Here is a 13952-nt window from a genome sequence, read left to right as displayed (position 1 = left end):
GGGCCCGCCCCGAGCCGAAGCTCGGGCGCGGGCCCCTTGTGCGACCGGAGGCCGACCGGGGTCGGCCGGTGGCCTTACGCGTCGAACACCTCGCGCACGAGCTGCTCCTGCTCGGCCTGGTGCCGCTTCGCGGAACCGACGGCCGGGGACGAGCTGTGCGGACGCGAGATGCGGCGCAGACGCTCGGCCGGCGGGACGTCCGCGCCGACCGCCAGGTCCAGGTGGTCGATCAGGTTCAGAGCGATGAACGGCCAGGCACCCTGGTTCGCCGGCTCCTCCTGCGCCCACAGGTACTTCTCGGCGTTCGGGTACTTCTTGATCTCGGCCTGGAGCTCGGCACCCGGCAGCGGGTACAGGCGCTCGAGGCGGATGATCGCCGTGTCCGTCACACCGCGCTTCCGCCGCTCGGCCTCCAGGTCGTAGTAGACCTTGCCGGCGCAGAAGACGACCTTGCGGACCGCGGCCGGGTCCACCGACGCGTCGCCGATGACCGGGCGGAACTGGCCGGTCGTGAACTCCTCCGCCTTGGACGCGGCGGCCTTGAGGCGCAGCATCGACTTCGGCGTGAAGACCACCAGCGGCTTGTGGTGCGGGTTGTGCACCTGCCACCGCAGGAGGTGGAAGTAGTTCGACGGCAGGGTCGGCATCGCGACCGTCATGTTGTTCTGGGCGCAGAGCTGCAGGAACCGCTCCGGACGGGCCGAGGAGTGGTCCGGGCCCTGGCCCTCGTAGCCGTGCGGGAGCAGCAGGGTGACGCCGGACGTCTGGCCCCACTTCTGCTCCGCCGCCGAGATGTACTCGTCGACGACGCTCTGGGCACCGTTGACGAAGTCACCGAACTGCGCCTCCCACATCACGAGCGCGTCCGGGCGAGCCAGCGAGTAGCCGTACTCGAAGCCCATGACCGCGTACTCGGACAGGAGGGAGTCGTAGACGTTGTAGCGGGCCTGGTCCTCCGACAGGTACTGCAGCGGGGTGTAGTCCTCGCCGGTCTCCCGGTCGATCAGCACCGCGTGGCGCTGGCCGAAGGTGCCGCGGCGGGAGTCCTGGCCGGAGAGCCGGACCGGCGTGCCCTCGAGGAGCAGCGAGCCGATGGCCAGGGTCTCGCCCATGCCCCAGTCGATCGTGCCGTCCTCGACCATCGACGCCCGGCGCTGCAGCTGCGGCAGCAGACGCGGGTGAACGGTGAAGTGGTCGGGGATGTTGACCTGGGACTCGGCGATGCGCTTGACGACCTCCGAGGAGATGGCCGTGCCGACCGCGACCGGGAAGCCGTCCTGCGGCTCCTGGGCCGGGGCCACCACCTGCTGCGAGGTGGCCTCGCGGACCTCCGTGAAGACCTTCTCCAGCTGGCCCTGGTAGTCCTGCAGGGCCTGCTCGGCCTCTTCCAGGGTGATGTCGCCGCGACCGATCAGGGACTCGGTGTACAGCTTGCGCACCGAGCGCTTCTTGTCGATCAGGTCGTACATCAACGGCTGGGTGAAGGCCGGGTTGTCCGACTCGTTGTGACCGCGGCGGCGGTAGCAGATGAGGTCGATCACCACGTCCTTGTTGAACGCCTGGCGGAACTCGAAGGCCAGACGCGCGACGCGCACGACCGCCTCCGGGTCGTCGCCGTTCACGTGGAAGATCGGGGCCTCGATCATGCGGGCCACGTCCGTCGCGTACATGGAGGAACGCGAGGACTCGGGGGCCGCGGTGAAGCCGACCTGGTTGTTGATGACGATGTGGACCGAACCGCCGGTGCGGTAGCCCCGCAGCTGCGACATGTTCAGGGTCTCGGCCACCACGCCCTGGCCCGCGAAGGCCGCGTCGCCGTGGATCGCCACCGGCAGGACCGTGAAGTCCGTACCGCCCTTGTTGATGATGTCCTGCTTGGCGCGGGTGATGCCCTCGATGACCGGGTCGACCGTCTCCAGGTGGGACGGGTTGGCGGCGAGGGAGACCTTGATCTGCTCGCCGTCCAGGCCGGTGAAGGTGCCCTCGGCGCCCAGGTGGTACTTCACGTCGCCGGAGCCGTGCATCGACTTCGGGTCGAGGTTGCCCTCGAACTCGCGGAAGATCTGCGCGTAGGACTTGCCGACGATGTTGGCGAGGACGTTCAGCCGGCCGCGGTGGGCCATGCCGATGACGACCTCGTCCAGGCGGGACTCGGCCGCCGAGTCGATCACCGCGTCGAGCAGCGGGATGACCGACTCGCCGCCCTCCAGGGAGAAGCGCTTCTGGCCGACGTACTTGGTCTGCAGGAAGGTCTCGAAGGCCTCCGCCGCGTTCAGCCGGCGCAGGATGCGCAGCTGCTCCTCGCGCTCCGGCTTGGAGTGCGGGCGCTCCACGCGGTCCTGGATCCACTTGCGCTGCTTGGGGTCCTGGATGTGCATGTACTCGATGCCGGTGGTGCGGCAGTACGAGTCGCGCAGCACGCCGAGGATGTCGCGCAGCTTCATCATCGACTTGCCGGCGAAGCCGCCGACGGCGAACTCGCGCTCCAGGTCCCACAGGGTGAGGCCGTGCTCGACGATGTCCAGGTCGGGGTGCTTGCGCTGGCGGTACTCCAGCGGGTCGGTGTCGGCCATGACGTGGCCGCGGACCCGGTAGGAGTGGATCAGCTCGAAGACACGGGCGGCCTTGGTGACGTCGTCGTCGTGCGAGGCGTCGATGTCCTTGAGCCAGCGGACCGGCTCGTAGGGGATGCGCAGGGCCTCGAAGATCTCGTCGTAGAAGCCGCTCTCGCCGAGCAGGAGGTTGGCGACGACGCGCAGGAACTCGCCGGAGGCGGCACCCTGGATCACCCGGTGGTCGTAGGTCGACGTGAGCGTCATGACCTTGGAGATGCCGAGCTTGTTCAGGGTGTCCTGGGAGGTGCCCTGGAACTCCGCCGGGTAGTCCATCGAGCCGACGCCCATGATCACCGACTGGCCGGGCATCAGACGCGGCACCGAGTGGACCGTGCCGAGGCCGCCGGGGTTGGTGAGGGAGACGGTGACGCCGGTGAAGTCGTCCATCGTCAGCTTGCCGTCGCGGGCGCGGCGGACGATGTCCTCGTAGGCCTGCCAGAACTCGAAGAAGTTGAGCGTCTCGGCCTTCTTGATCGCCGCGACGACGAGCTGGCGGTCACCGTTCGGCTTCACCAGGTCGATGGCGAGGCCCAGGTTGACGTGCTCCGGCTTGACCAGGGTCGGCTTGCCGTCCTTCTCCGCGAAGGACCAGTTCATCGCCGGCATGGCCTTGATGGCCTGGACCATCGCGTAGCCGATCAGGTGCGTGAAGGAGATCTTCCCGCCCCGGGCGCGCTTGAGGTGGTTGTTGATGACGATGCGGTTGTCGAAGAGCAGCTTCACCGGCACCGCGCGCACGGACGTGGCCGTGGGCAGTTCCAGCGAGGCGTTCATGTTCTTCGCGACGGCGGCGGAGGGGCCGCGCAGGGTCACCAGTTCGGGACCCTCGGGCGCCTGGGCCACGGGCTCGTCCTTCTTGGGCTGGGCAGGGGCCGGCGCGGGCTTCGCGGCGGCGGGAGCGGCTGCGACCGGCTTGACCGGGGCGGCAGCGACGGCGGGCTGCGCGGCGGGGGCCGGCGCGGCCGGTGCCTGCGGTGCCGCGGGAGCCGGGGCCGTCACGGCCGGTGCCGGGGCGGCGGGAGCTGCCTGGGCCTGCGTGGTGGTCTCTGCGGCCCCCGCGGCCGCAGTGCCCGCCGCAGCGGGCGAGGCAGGGGCTCCCGGCTTGTAGTCGGCGAAGAAGTCCCACCAGGCACGGTCTACCGAATTCGGGTCCTGGAGGTACTGCTGATAGATCTCGTCGACGAGCCACTCGTTCGCACCGAACGCGGCCGCGGGGTTCTTCCCGGCTTGGTCGTCGGTGGAGACACTCGAGTTACTGGGGGACTGTGGCGACACGGCGGCAACCGCCCTCTTCCGCTTCACAAGGTTATGGACAGCGGAAATAAAGGCTACGCCTCCCTGAGGGTGAAGGTCAGGTCAGGCCGGTTCATCGTCGCGCAAGTCACATCGGAGAGCGTGTTTCGGGACGGGAAATGGCGGGAAACAAGCGTGGTTCCGCTCTCAGAGGGGTACGCCGACGGGAGCCCGGCGCGGAGGCTGCGCGGGCCTGTGCCTGATCACACGTGTCCGTCAGCCGGTCCATCCGTGGATCTTGTCGTTCCGGTTCGAACTTTACGTCAACTTGGGAGAGATGACTCTCCCGGAAGAGTGACCTGGATCCGGCAGCCCCGGGCGGATTCGGCCACCCCGATCCGGCCACCGTGCAGATCCACCGCCCAGCGCGCGATCGCCAGGCCCAGGCCCGTGCCGCCGTCGCTGCCCGGCCCGTGCGGCCGGTTCACGGCGCCGCGGTTGAACCGCTCGAAGACCCGGTGCCACTCCGACTGCGGGATGCCGGGGCCCTCGTCCAGCACCTCCAGCTCCAGGGAGTCCGGGCCGCCCCCGCGCCGGGCCTTCACCGTGACCCGGCCGTGCGGAGGGCTGTGCTTGACTGCGTTGTCGATCAGGTTGGCGACGACCTGGTGGATGCGCTCCGGGTCCGCGTGCGCGGTCAGCTCCGGCGGGGAGACGTCGAGGTGAAGATGGACGTCCGTGCGGGTGTGGCTGCCGGAGCCCGAGGCCATGCCGGCCCGGGCGGAGGACACCATCTGGGCCTCCTTGAGGACGCCCGAGAGATACGGCCACACCTCGAAGCGGCGCTTCTTCAGCGGGACCACGCCGTTGTCGATGCGGGAGAGGTCCAGCAGGGTCTCCACCAGGCGCCCGAGCCGCTCGGTCTGCTTCAGCGCGGTGCGCATGGTCTCGGGGTCGGCCTCCGTGACGCCGTCCACGATGTTCTCCAGCACCGCGCGCAGCCCGGCGATGGGGGTGCGCAGCTCGTGTGAGACGTTCGCCACCAGCTCCTTGCGCTGGCGGTCCTGGGCCTCCAGCTCGTCGGCCATCAGGTTGATCGTGTGGGCCAGGTCACCCATCTCGTCGCGGCGGTGGTCACGGACCCGGCGGGTGTAGTCGCCGTGCGATATCGACCGGGCCACCGCGTTCATCTCGTCCAGCGGCGCCGTGAGCGAGTGCGCCACGAACTGCGTGATCAGCAGTGTGGCGATCATCGAGAAGACCGTGATGAAACGCAGTTCGGTCTCGGTGCGCACCGCGATGAGCAGCAGCCCCGTGGTGATCAGCACCGAGATGACGACCAGCGCGCCCAGCTTGGTCTTGATCGAGAACGGGCGTACGCCGCCCCAGGGCTCCCCGGGGCTCCTCCGCGCGTCCGGCCCGTCGGTCATGGCGTCGGGGTCTCCAGGGCGTAGCCCACCCCGTGCACGGTGCGGATGCGCTCCGCGCCGATCTTCCGCCGCAGGGCCTTGATGTGGCTGTCCACGGTGCGGGTGCCGGAGGCATCCGCCCAGTCCCACACCTCCGCGAGCAGCTGCTCCCGGGAGAGCACCGCGCGCGGTGTGTTGGCCAGGCACACGAGCAGATCGAACTCGGTGGGTGTGAGGTGGACGTCCTCACTGCGCACCCGGACCCGCCGCTGGGCGTGGTCGATCTCCAGTTCGCCGAGGCGCAGGATGCCGCTGCGGGGTGTGGCCGCGGCCAGGGCGGCCCGCTCCATCCGCCGCAGCAGCACATGCACCCGTGCCGCCAGCTCACGCATCGAGAACGGCTTGGTCATGTAGTCGTCGGCGCCGACGCCGAGCCCGACCAGCATGTCCGTCTCGTCGTCGCGCGCGGTGAGCATCAGCACCGGTACCGGGCGCTGCGCCTGCACCCGGCGGCAGACCTCCAGGCCGTCGAAGCCCGGCAGCATGATGTCGAGAATCAGCAGGTCCGGCTGCCATGCCTCGGCCGTGTCGACCGCCGCCGGACCGTCGCCTGCCGTTTGCACGAGGAATCCCTCAGCGCGCAGCCGGGCGGCGATGGCGTCGACGATCGTTGGGTCGTCCTCGACCACCAGAACCCGTCGCTGCGCGCCCGGGGTCGCCGTCGTGCCGTTGTGCGCGGTGTGTGTCTGCTCCATCGCCCGCCCCTGGGGTTGCTTTCCGGAATCCGTGGGGTGATCCCATGACTGCGTTTGACGCTTGAATGATCCGCGTCAGGGAAGCAGGGTACGGGGAGTTACCGCCGGTCGGCTATCCAGGTCGGACGGCGAGGTGCACGACGTCGGGAACGCCCCGGGCAACGGGGACCTCTTCGGTATGCACCTGCCGGAACCCGGCATTCCAGAGGGTTCCTTCGAAATCCGGAGAGGGCTGGGCGGACCATACCGCCAGTACCCCGCCGGGGTTCAACGCCCGTGCGCAGCTTGCCAGTCCGGCCGCCGAGTACAGGCTGTCGTTGTCGTCCGTGACCGTCCAGCCGGGTCCGTTGTCGATGTCGAGGCACAGGGCGTCGTACGTGGCGGAAGTCTCACGCAGATACGCGACGAGGTCGGCCTCCAGGACACGGGTGCGCGGGTCGGCGAGCGCGGGTGCGGACAGCGCGCCCAGGGGGCCGTCGAGGTGCCAGTCGATGACCGCGCGCTCACGTTCGACGACTGTGATGCCTCCCCAGTGCGGGTCCGCCGCCGCGTGTGCGAGCGAGAAGCCGACACCGAGTCCGCCGATCAGCAGGCTCGGCGCCGGGCATGCGCCCAGGGCCCGGTGCGCGGCGTCCACGAGCAGTCGCTCCGAGCGCCCGTCGGAGGTGTCCATGAGGAAACAGCCGTTGGCGATGATCTGGAGCAGCTCACCGTGGCGGCGCAGCACGACCTCGCCGTGCGGGCCATCGCGACGGTCCAGGACTTCAGGGGTCTGACGGATGTCGTACGGATGAGGCATGAGTCACATTGTGGTGACGAACTGGCTCCAGGGGCGAGGGGTTTTCCTGTGTCACCCCGGATGCGCACTTATGTTCGGGTTTGTGCAGCGCGGACGCAGAACCCACCTGAGAAGTTGCTTTGAATCCGCCCAGTGGTGGCGTCGGTCATAGACAGCGGCTCGGGCGGCACGAAGGGTGGGGGATGAACGGAAGGAGTTCCTCGCCTTGGAACGCACGGTCTCGGCGGCTGACGCCATGCTCACGGCCCCCGGGACGGCCACGCCCCTGCTCGACGGCATGCCGCGTCAGCGCACCGTACCGCTTTCCGTGGCCCCGTCCGCGCCTCGCGTCCCGGCCCCCGCCGCCCCCGCCGCGCGCCCGGGTGTGCGGGCCCAGGGACTCCTGCCGACCCTCACGGACACCCCGTTCACCCTCGGATACACGGCCGTCCTCGTCGTGACGTCCCTGTTCGCCCAGTACGCCGACCCCTCGCTGGTGCACACCCTGTACCAGGAGTCCAGCACCGACGTCGCCCATCTGGTGAGCAGCCCGGCGCTGGTGCTGGTCGCCAGCGCGCTGTGGATCGCGGGCGGCCTGACCTCGTCGTACGCGCTTCTCTTCCTGCTCGTGCTGCCGACGCTGGAGCGGCGCATCGGCGGCCCGCGCACCGCCGTCGTCTTTCTGCTCGGCCATGTCCTCGCCACCCTGGCCACCGAGGTCCCGGTCGGCCTGGCGGTCATGGTCGGCCATCTGCCGGACAGTTCGCTGCACCGCCTCGACTACGGCATCAGCTTCGGCGTCGCGGCGAGCCTCGGCGCGCTGGCGGGACTGCTGCCGCCGTGGGCTCGGTGGACGGTGCTCACGGTGTTCGGCGGGATACTGCTCGACGATCTGGCCCAGTTCACGGACCCCCTGAGCAACTGGGGCCATCTGCTGTCCCTGGCCATCGGCATAGGGACCTGGCCATGGGTACGCCGCTGGCAGTGGACGGGCCGTCAGGACGCCCGCGCCCACGGCTGACTTCCTGGTGTCGACTGCCGCGCCCGGCCGTCTTTCTCACGCTCCGCCCCTCGCTGTACGGGCTCCACACGCCGGAGCCCCGACGGACCGGGACGCCGGGGGAGACGTGGACGTGCCGGCGCTGGTCCTGCTGGGAGCGGCGGGAGGAGCGCTGCGGGGAGCCCTCGACTTCTACATCCAGTTCGTGAACTGGCGTTCGGCCCGCAGTGCCCATCGGCGGCTCCCGCCCGGGGAGGAGGGCACGACACCCCGTGTCCGGGACTACTTCGACCCCGGCGTCGACGTGGTCGCGGCTCTTGTGCACAGCATGATCGGCGCCGGACTGGCGGTGCTCTTCGGCAGAACGGGACAGATCGGCGGCCCGTACGCGGCCATCGTCGTCGGCACCTCGGCTCCGGTGATCCTGACCCAGCTCTCCCGTGTCCAGGCGGTGAGCCAGGCGGTCGGCGGAGGTGGCGGCCAGGACACCCCCGCCGACCCCGGCGACTTCGCCGGCGCGCCGCCCGTGGTGCCGGCCTGGCCGTCGCCCGCGGCGGATCCCGAGACGTTGCCAGGACCCGCTGCCGCCGCGGCCGACGGCTCGCCGCCGGCGTCCGCGTCGGCGCGGGTGCCGCCCCAGCCGCTGCCCGGCGCGCCGCCCGGCCCACTCCGTCCGGACCCCGAGGCCGCCCGACCGCAACCGAACGGCCGGCCCGGCGATCCGGCGGAGGGGGCAGGCCGGGGCCGGGGCGGCCAGGGTGCCGCGCCCCGGCACCGGGGCGGTCGTGACGAGTCCCTGGACCGTGAGCCGGCCGCCGGAGAGGAGGGGGCGCCATGACCGGACGCTCCTCCGCCGGCCGCCGCGTCGCGGCGTCGCTGTTGGGCGTGGACCGGCCGGGGCGCGGACGCGCCGAGGTGGCGGCGCGTCGCGGTCTGCCCTTCGGCCGGCGTGTGCTGGCCGCCGTCCTGGGCGTACGGGTCGGCGGGCCGACGGGCGAGGTCCCGGGGGTCCCGGAGATTTTTGCCCGGCAGTCGGCCCCGGCTGTTGGGCCCACGAGCGAGCCGAACCGGGCCGTGCCCGAGGCGGGGGGCCGTCCGCTCCCGGGGACGGAGGCGGAAGGCCCCCGGACCCGCGGGCGCGCCGGACCTCCGCACGGCGCGAGCCGTACCCGCGGCCGAGGGCGGACGGTGCACCGCAGCACCTGCTGAGCGAGGACCGCCCTGACTACGAGCGCGTTCTCGACGAGGCACTGCGCTCCGCCCCGTACGGCCCGGAGCCGGTCGCCGCGGGGCAACGCTCGGCCCCGAGCAACTGCGCGTCATGGCACTCGACGCCACCCCCCTGATCGCCGCCGCCGCGGCGACCGGGTACCACCACTACGTCCACGACCGTGAGGAGGCGCGCCCTGAGGGGTTCGCCGCCGCGGCGGGGGGACCACGGAGGGCGCCGGAGCCTTTGCCCTGGCCGCGGTGCTCGCTCCCGCACTCGCCGGTACCGCCGCGGTGATCTTCCTGCTCCTGGGCTACGCCCTCAAGCTCTTGGTCCCGGCCGCGTCCCCCGCCAGACCCTTGTGACCGCCGGCTGGTGCTTCGGTGCGCTGACCGCGGCGGTGATCGTGGCCGACGTGATCGGCCTGCTGGTCATCGCCCGGCGCGGCGGCCCCTCCGGCAAGGGACCAGAACCCGTCGGCGCGCTGCCGCCGGAGGTCGCACGAGCCCAAGAGGCCTGGTGGACGGCACTGCTGGAGCGCGGCGTCCTGCCTTGGGGCGGCGCTGGAGGAGGACGGGAGAGGCTTCACGTCTCCGGGGTTCACGAGCCCGGACTCCACCAGCCCGGACGTCACCAGTCCGGACCACGGCGCCTCCACCTCCGCCCCCGACCCCGCAGGCCGCGAACGCGCGTCGGACTGACGCGCACCGACGTCCGTCACGGCGCCCGGACCGACCCGCCGGGCCCCCGTCACCCCGCCCAACACCCGGAAATCGCAGGCCATCGCGTGATCGCTCAGAGCGAACGTGCCCGGGGGAACAATGGGATCGTGCCGCGCATTGAGTCGGCATAGCTCAAGTTGACTGCCGAAGGGGAGATCATGGCTTCGATGCCCACATCGCTCACCCTGCCTGTACTGCCGCTCGATGGCGAAGTCGTGCTGCCCGGCATGGTGGTTCCGCTGGACCTGAGTGACTCCGACGTGCGCGCGGCCGTGGAAGCCGCTCAGGCGGCCGCCCGGTCGGAGCCCGGAAAGCCCAGGGTGCTGCTCGTGCCCCGGATCGACGGCACGTACGCCACCACCGGTGTGCTCGGCACGGTCGAGCAGGTCGGCCGGCTCGCCGACGGTGACCCGGGCGCCCTGATCCGCGGCCGGAGCCGCGTGCGGATCGGCGCCGGGACCACCGGTCCGGGTGCGGCGCTGTGGGTCGAGGGCACAAGGATCGACGAGGACGTGCCGGACCCGCTGCCCGGCCAGGTCACCGAACTCGTCAAGGAGTACAAGGCGCTCGCCGCCAGCTGGCTGAAGAAGCGCGGCGCCTGGCAGGTCGTGGACCGCGTCCAGGCCATCGACGACGTCTCCGCGCTCGCCGACAACTCCGGTTACTCACCTTTCCTGACCACCGAGCAGAAGGTGGAACTGCTGGAGACGGCCGACCCGGTCGCCCGGCTGAAGCTCGCCACCCAGCAGCTGCGCGACCATCTCGCCGAGCAGGACGTGGCCGAGTCCATCGCCAAGGACGTCCAGGAGGGCGTCGACAGGCAGCAGCGCGAGTTCCTGCTGCGCCGTCAGCTGGAGGCCGTTCGCAAGGAGCTGCGCGAGCTGAACGGCGACGCCAAGGACGGCGAGGAGTCCGACGACTACCGGGCCCGGGTGGAGGCCGCCGACCTGCCCGAGAAGGTCCGTGAGGCCGCCCTCAAGGAGGTCGACAAGCTGGAGCGGTCCAGCGACCAGTCGCCCGAGGGCTCCTGGATCCGCACCTGGCTCGACACCGTGCTCGAACTGCCGTGGAACGAGCGCACCGAGGACGCGTACGACATCCGGGGCGCCAAGGCCGTCCTGGACGCCGAGCACGCGGGCCTGGAGGACGTGAAGGAACGGATCACCGAGTACCTGGCGGTGCGCAAGCGCCGCGCCGAGCGGGGCCTCGGTGTCGTCGGCGGGCGGCGCGGCGGTGCCGTGCTCGCGCTCGTCGGCCCGCCCGGTGTGGGCAAGACCAGTCTCGGCGAGTCCGTGGCGCACGCCATGGGACGCAAGTTCGTCCGCGTCGCCCTCGGCGGTGTGCGCGACGAGGCCGAGATCCGCGGTCACCGGCGCACGTACGTGGGTGCCCTGCCCGGCCGGATCGTGCGCGCCGTCAAGGAGGCCGGCTCGATGAACCCGGTCGTCCTGCTCGACGAGATCGACAAGGTGGGCTCGGACTTCCGGGGCGACCCGGCCGCCGCCCTGCTGGAGGTCCTGGACCCGGCGCAGAACCACACCTTCCGGGACCACTACCTGGAGGTCGAACTCGACCTGTCGGACGTGGTCTTCCTCGCGACGGCGAACCTCCTGGAGGCCATCCCGGAGGCGCTGGCCGACCGTATGGACATCGTCCGCCTGGACGGCTACACCGAGGACGAGAAGGTCGTCATCGCCCGTGACCACCTGCTCCCGCGTCAGCTGGAGCGGGCGGGCCTGGACAAGGCCGAGATCACGATCGACGAGAGCGCGCTGCGCAAGCTCGCCGGCGAGTACACCCGCGAGGCGGGCGTACGAAACCTGGAGCGGTCGATCGCCCGGCTGCTCCGCAAGGTCGCGGCCCAGCACGAACTGGGCGAGAAGGAGCTGCCCTTCACCGTCCGGGACGAGGACCTGCGCGAGCTGATCGGGCGTCCGCACCACGTGCCCGAGTCCGCCCAGGACCCGGCCGAGCGGCGGACGGCGGTCCCGGGTGTGGCGACCGGTCTCGCGGTCACCGGCGCGGGCGGTGACGTGCTCTTCGTGGAGGCGTCGCTGGCCGACCCGGAGACGGGCGCGGCGGGCCTGACCCTCACCGGTCAGCTCGGCGACGTGATGAAGGAGTCCGCGCAGATCGCGCTGAGCTTCCTGCGCTCCCACGGCGCCGAACTGGAGCTGCCCGTGGGCGACCTGAAGGACCGGGGTGCGCACATCCACTTCCCGGCGGGCGCGGTCCCGAAGGACGGCCCCAGCGCGGGCATCACGATGACGACCGCGCTGGCCTCGCTGCTGTCGGGCCGTCTGGTCCGTACGGACGTGGCGATGACGGGCGAGGTCTCCCTGACCGGCCGGGTGCTGCCCATCGGCGGGGTGAAGCAGAAGCTGCTCGCCGCGCACCGGGCGGGCGTGACGACCGTCATCATCCCCAAGCGTAACGAGGCCGACCTGGACGACGTCCCGTCCGAGGTGCTGGAGAAGCTCGACGTGCACGCCGTCACGGACGTCCGTCAGGTCCTGGAGCTGGCGCTCGCGCCGGCCACCAGCGACGCGGCGCGGGAGGTTCCGGTGGCGGCGTGACACCAGAGATTCCGGTGGCGGAGTGACGGACGCCCCCGGATGACCGGAGGCCCGGGTTTCGTGAGGGAGGCCCGGGCCTTCGCCGTGTCTGAGAGGGGGCCGGAGGCCGCCCTTGGTCTACGCCTGCGAAATACTGGCGGAGCTGCGGCAATGGGTGAGATGTGGCAGAAACCTTCAGGATCGGACAACCGGGGCAGGGGTGCTGACGTGCGCGAGGACTCACACGGCGAGGAGTGGCCGGTCGAACCCGGCATCTCGGGCGGCGGTGCGGACCAGGAGTTCCTGTCACTGGAGCGCGAGCTGACCGTGTTCCTGCGGCGCGCCCGTGCCAGCCAGGGTGAGATGGCCCGCGAGGTCCACCCGGATCTGGAGACCGCCGCCTACGGCCTTCTCGTACGGCTCGACGAGTGCGGCCGTCAGCGCGCCACGGCCCTCGCCGCCTACATCGGTGTCGGCAAGGCCACGATGTCCCGCCAGCTGCGCGCCTTGGAGGACCTCGGTCTCGTCGCCCGGGAGCCCGACCCCGCCGACGGCCGTGCCTGGCTGGTCCATCTCACCGAGGAGGGCCGCAGCCGCGTCGGCCGGGTCCGCGAGGCCCGCCGGGCCCGCTATGTGCGTCAGCTCGCCCACTGGGACCAGCGCGAGGTGGCCGAACTGGCCCGGCTGCTGAACCAGTTGAACCGGGGCATGGAGAAGTAGACGACGGCCGCGGGCTGCTTCACAGGCCCACGTACACCACCGTCGCGTCGTCGTGCGTCTTGCTGCGGCCCAGGTGCTCCCGCCGCTCCCGGTCGGCGTCCTCCAGGGCCCGTACGCGCTCCACGAGCGCCGCCGCCCCCTCCTTGCGCACCAGCGTGAACAGGTCCGTCCAGTCGCCCTGGCGGAACTTCTCCGTCCAGCGGGTCGCGCCGTCCGTGAGGGCCACGAGGGTGCGCACCGCCGTGCGCGCAAGCTCGCCCGTCACCGCCCGGGCCGCGACCGAGGGGTCGGCGGCCGCCGTGAAGAAGCCGCCCTCCTTGTTGCGGACCGTGGCGTCCGCGATGGCGTCCGAGGCCAGCGAGGCGCGCGGGACGCGGGCGAGCCGCTCGTCCAGCAGGGCCGTGACCGTGCCGTCGGGGGCCTCGGCCAGCAGCACCGAGTCCGAGAGCACCAGGTACTCCACCGCGGCCTCGGACCAGCGCGCGAGGACCACGGTCGCCTGCGGCGTGCGCGGGTGAGAAAGGTCACAGGTGGCCTCGTGAGCCTCGGCGGTACGGCTCAGGGCCTGCGCCAGGACCTCCGTCAGGGTCAGATCCCGGCGGGAAACGGACAGTTCGGTCAGCGCCCCGCCGAGCCGTGCGCAGAACCAGTGGACCGAATGGAGACACCCGTCGTCGCCCACCGGCGGAGTCACCCCGTCCAGTACGACCAGCGCTCCGCCCTGTCCTGAAGCCGGAACGGAGAGTGCGGCGAAGTCCTCGTCGGGACGGGCCGCGTCGCCGGGCTCGGAAATCAGTTCCATACGCATCCGGCCAGTCTGCACCAGCCCTTCACAAGGTCCACGAAAGGCTGGCAACGACCGTGGAATCGGTGCGACCGACCAGGTCAGCCGCCTGGTTTGGCATGGAATGATCGACTCCGGCGAAGCGTGGTGGCGAATACTGCCAAAGCGTGC

General features: G+C 71.2%; 10 protein-coding genes and 1 pseudogene. 6 read left to right on the top strand and 5 right to left on the bottom strand.

What is annotated here, in order from left to right; translation table 11 throughout:
• Positions 1-74: 74 nt before the first annotated feature.
• The 4 genes from ACFYX0_RS30110 to ACFYX0_RS30095 form a co-directional block, all read right to left on the bottom strand.
• Positions 75-3890 (bottom strand): multifunctional oxoglutarate decarboxylase/oxoglutarate dehydrogenase thiamine pyrophosphate-binding subunit/dihydrolipoyllysine-residue succinyltransferase subunit, encoded by a 3816-nt coding sequence (locus tag ACFYX0_RS30110; RefSeq protein ID WP_388974691.1) that lies wholly within the window; start codon positions 3888-3890, stop codon positions 75-77.
• A gap of 281 nt (positions 3891-4171) precedes the next feature.
• On the bottom strand, positions 4172-5278 hold the full coding sequence (locus ACFYX0_RS30105; protein WP_355911319.1) for a HAMP domain-containing sensor histidine kinase: 1107 nt from the start codon (positions 5276-5278) through the stop codon (positions 4172-4174).
• Entirely contained in the window at positions 5275-6012 is a 738-nt protein-coding gene (locus tag ACFYX0_RS30100; RefSeq protein ID WP_311692794.1) for a response regulator transcription factor, read from the bottom strand. The genes ACFYX0_RS30105 and ACFYX0_RS30100 overlap by 4 nt, the downstream gene beginning before the upstream one ends.
• Before the next feature lie 112 nt (positions 6013-6124).
• On the bottom strand, positions 6125-6811 hold the full coding sequence (locus ACFYX0_RS30095) for a spermidine synthase (RefSeq protein WP_388974689.1): 687 nt from the start codon (positions 6809-6811) through the stop codon (positions 6125-6127).
• 205 nt (positions 6812-7016) lie between these two features.
• On the opposite strand from ACFYX0_RS30095, the gene ACFYX0_RS30090 reads away from it, so the two are divergent.
• From ACFYX0_RS30090 to ACFYX0_RS30065, 6 genes and pseudogenes are all read left to right on the top strand, one after another.
• On the top strand, positions 7017-7811 hold the full coding sequence (locus ACFYX0_RS30090; protein ID WP_388974687.1) for a rhomboid-like protein: 795 nt from the start codon (positions 7017-7019) through the stop codon (positions 7809-7811).
• 106 nt (positions 7812-7917) lie between these two features.
• Entirely contained in the window at positions 7918-8628 is a 711-nt protein-coding gene (locus ACFYX0_RS30085) for a hypothetical protein (RefSeq protein ID WP_388974685.1), read from the top strand.
• Complete coding sequence (locus tag ACFYX0_RS30080; protein ID WP_388974745.1) at positions 8625-8999, top strand: hypothetical protein; 375 nt, start codon at positions 8625-8627, stop codon at positions 8997-8999. Before ACFYX0_RS30085 ends, ACFYX0_RS30080 begins: the two co-directional genes overlap by 4 nt.
• Positions 8993-9701, top strand: a pseudogene (locus ACFYX0_RS30075) (hypothetical protein). Before ACFYX0_RS30080 ends, ACFYX0_RS30075 begins: the two are co-directional and overlap by 7 nt.
• Before the next feature lie 179 nt (positions 9702-9880).
• Positions 9881-12298, top strand: a complete 2418-nt coding sequence (gene lon, locus ACFYX0_RS30070) for an endopeptidase La (RefSeq protein WP_388974683.1) — start codon at positions 9881-9883, stop codon at positions 12296-12298.
• Positions 12299-12505: 207 nt separating this feature from the next.
• Entirely contained in the window at positions 12506-12997 is a 492-nt protein-coding gene (locus tag ACFYX0_RS30065) for a MarR family transcriptional regulator (RefSeq protein ID WP_355911331.1), read from the top strand.
• A 19-nt stretch (positions 12998-13016) separates the two neighbouring features.
• Here ACFYX0_RS30065 and ACFYX0_RS30060 read toward each other — a convergent pair whose 3' ends face one another.
• Positions 13017-13805: a protein phosphatase 2C domain-containing protein gene (locus ACFYX0_RS30060; protein WP_388974681.1), complete on the bottom strand. Its 789-nt coding sequence runs from the start codon at positions 13803-13805 to the stop codon at positions 13017-13019.
• Positions 13806-13952: the final 147 nt, after the last annotated feature.

Origin of the sequence: Streptomyces sp. NPDC002573 (assembly GCF_042889625.1) — a bacterium.
Taxonomy (GTDB): Bacteria; Actinomycetota; Actinomycetes; order Streptomycetales; family Streptomycetaceae; genus Streptomyces; species Streptomyces gibsoniae.
This window is presented reverse-complemented; position numbering and strand designations above follow the sequence as displayed.

Coding starts and splice junctions, on each gene's coding strand:
- ACFYX0_RS30060 (WP_388974681.1), bottom strand. CDS start 13,805: ATGCGTATGGAACTGATTTCCGAGCCCGGCGACGCGGCCCGTCCCGAC.
- ACFYX0_RS30105 (WP_355911319.1), bottom strand. CDS start 5,278: ATGACCGACGGGCCGGACGCGCGGAGGAGCCCCGGGGAGCCCTGGGGC.
- ACFYX0_RS30080 (WP_388974745.1), top strand. CDS start 8,625: ATGACCGGACGCTCCTCCGCCGGCCGCCGCGTCGCGGCGTCGCTGTTG.
- lon (WP_388974683.1), top strand. CDS start 9,881: ATGGCTTCGATGCCCACATCGCTCACCCTGCCTGTACTGCCGCTCGAT.
- ACFYX0_RS30100 (WP_311692794.1), bottom strand. CDS start 6,012: ATGGAGCAGACACACACCGCGCACAACGGCACGACGGCGACCCCGGGC.
- ACFYX0_RS30095 (WP_388974689.1), bottom strand. CDS start 6,811: ATGCCTCATCCGTACGACATCCGTCAGACCCCTGAAGTCCTGGACCGT.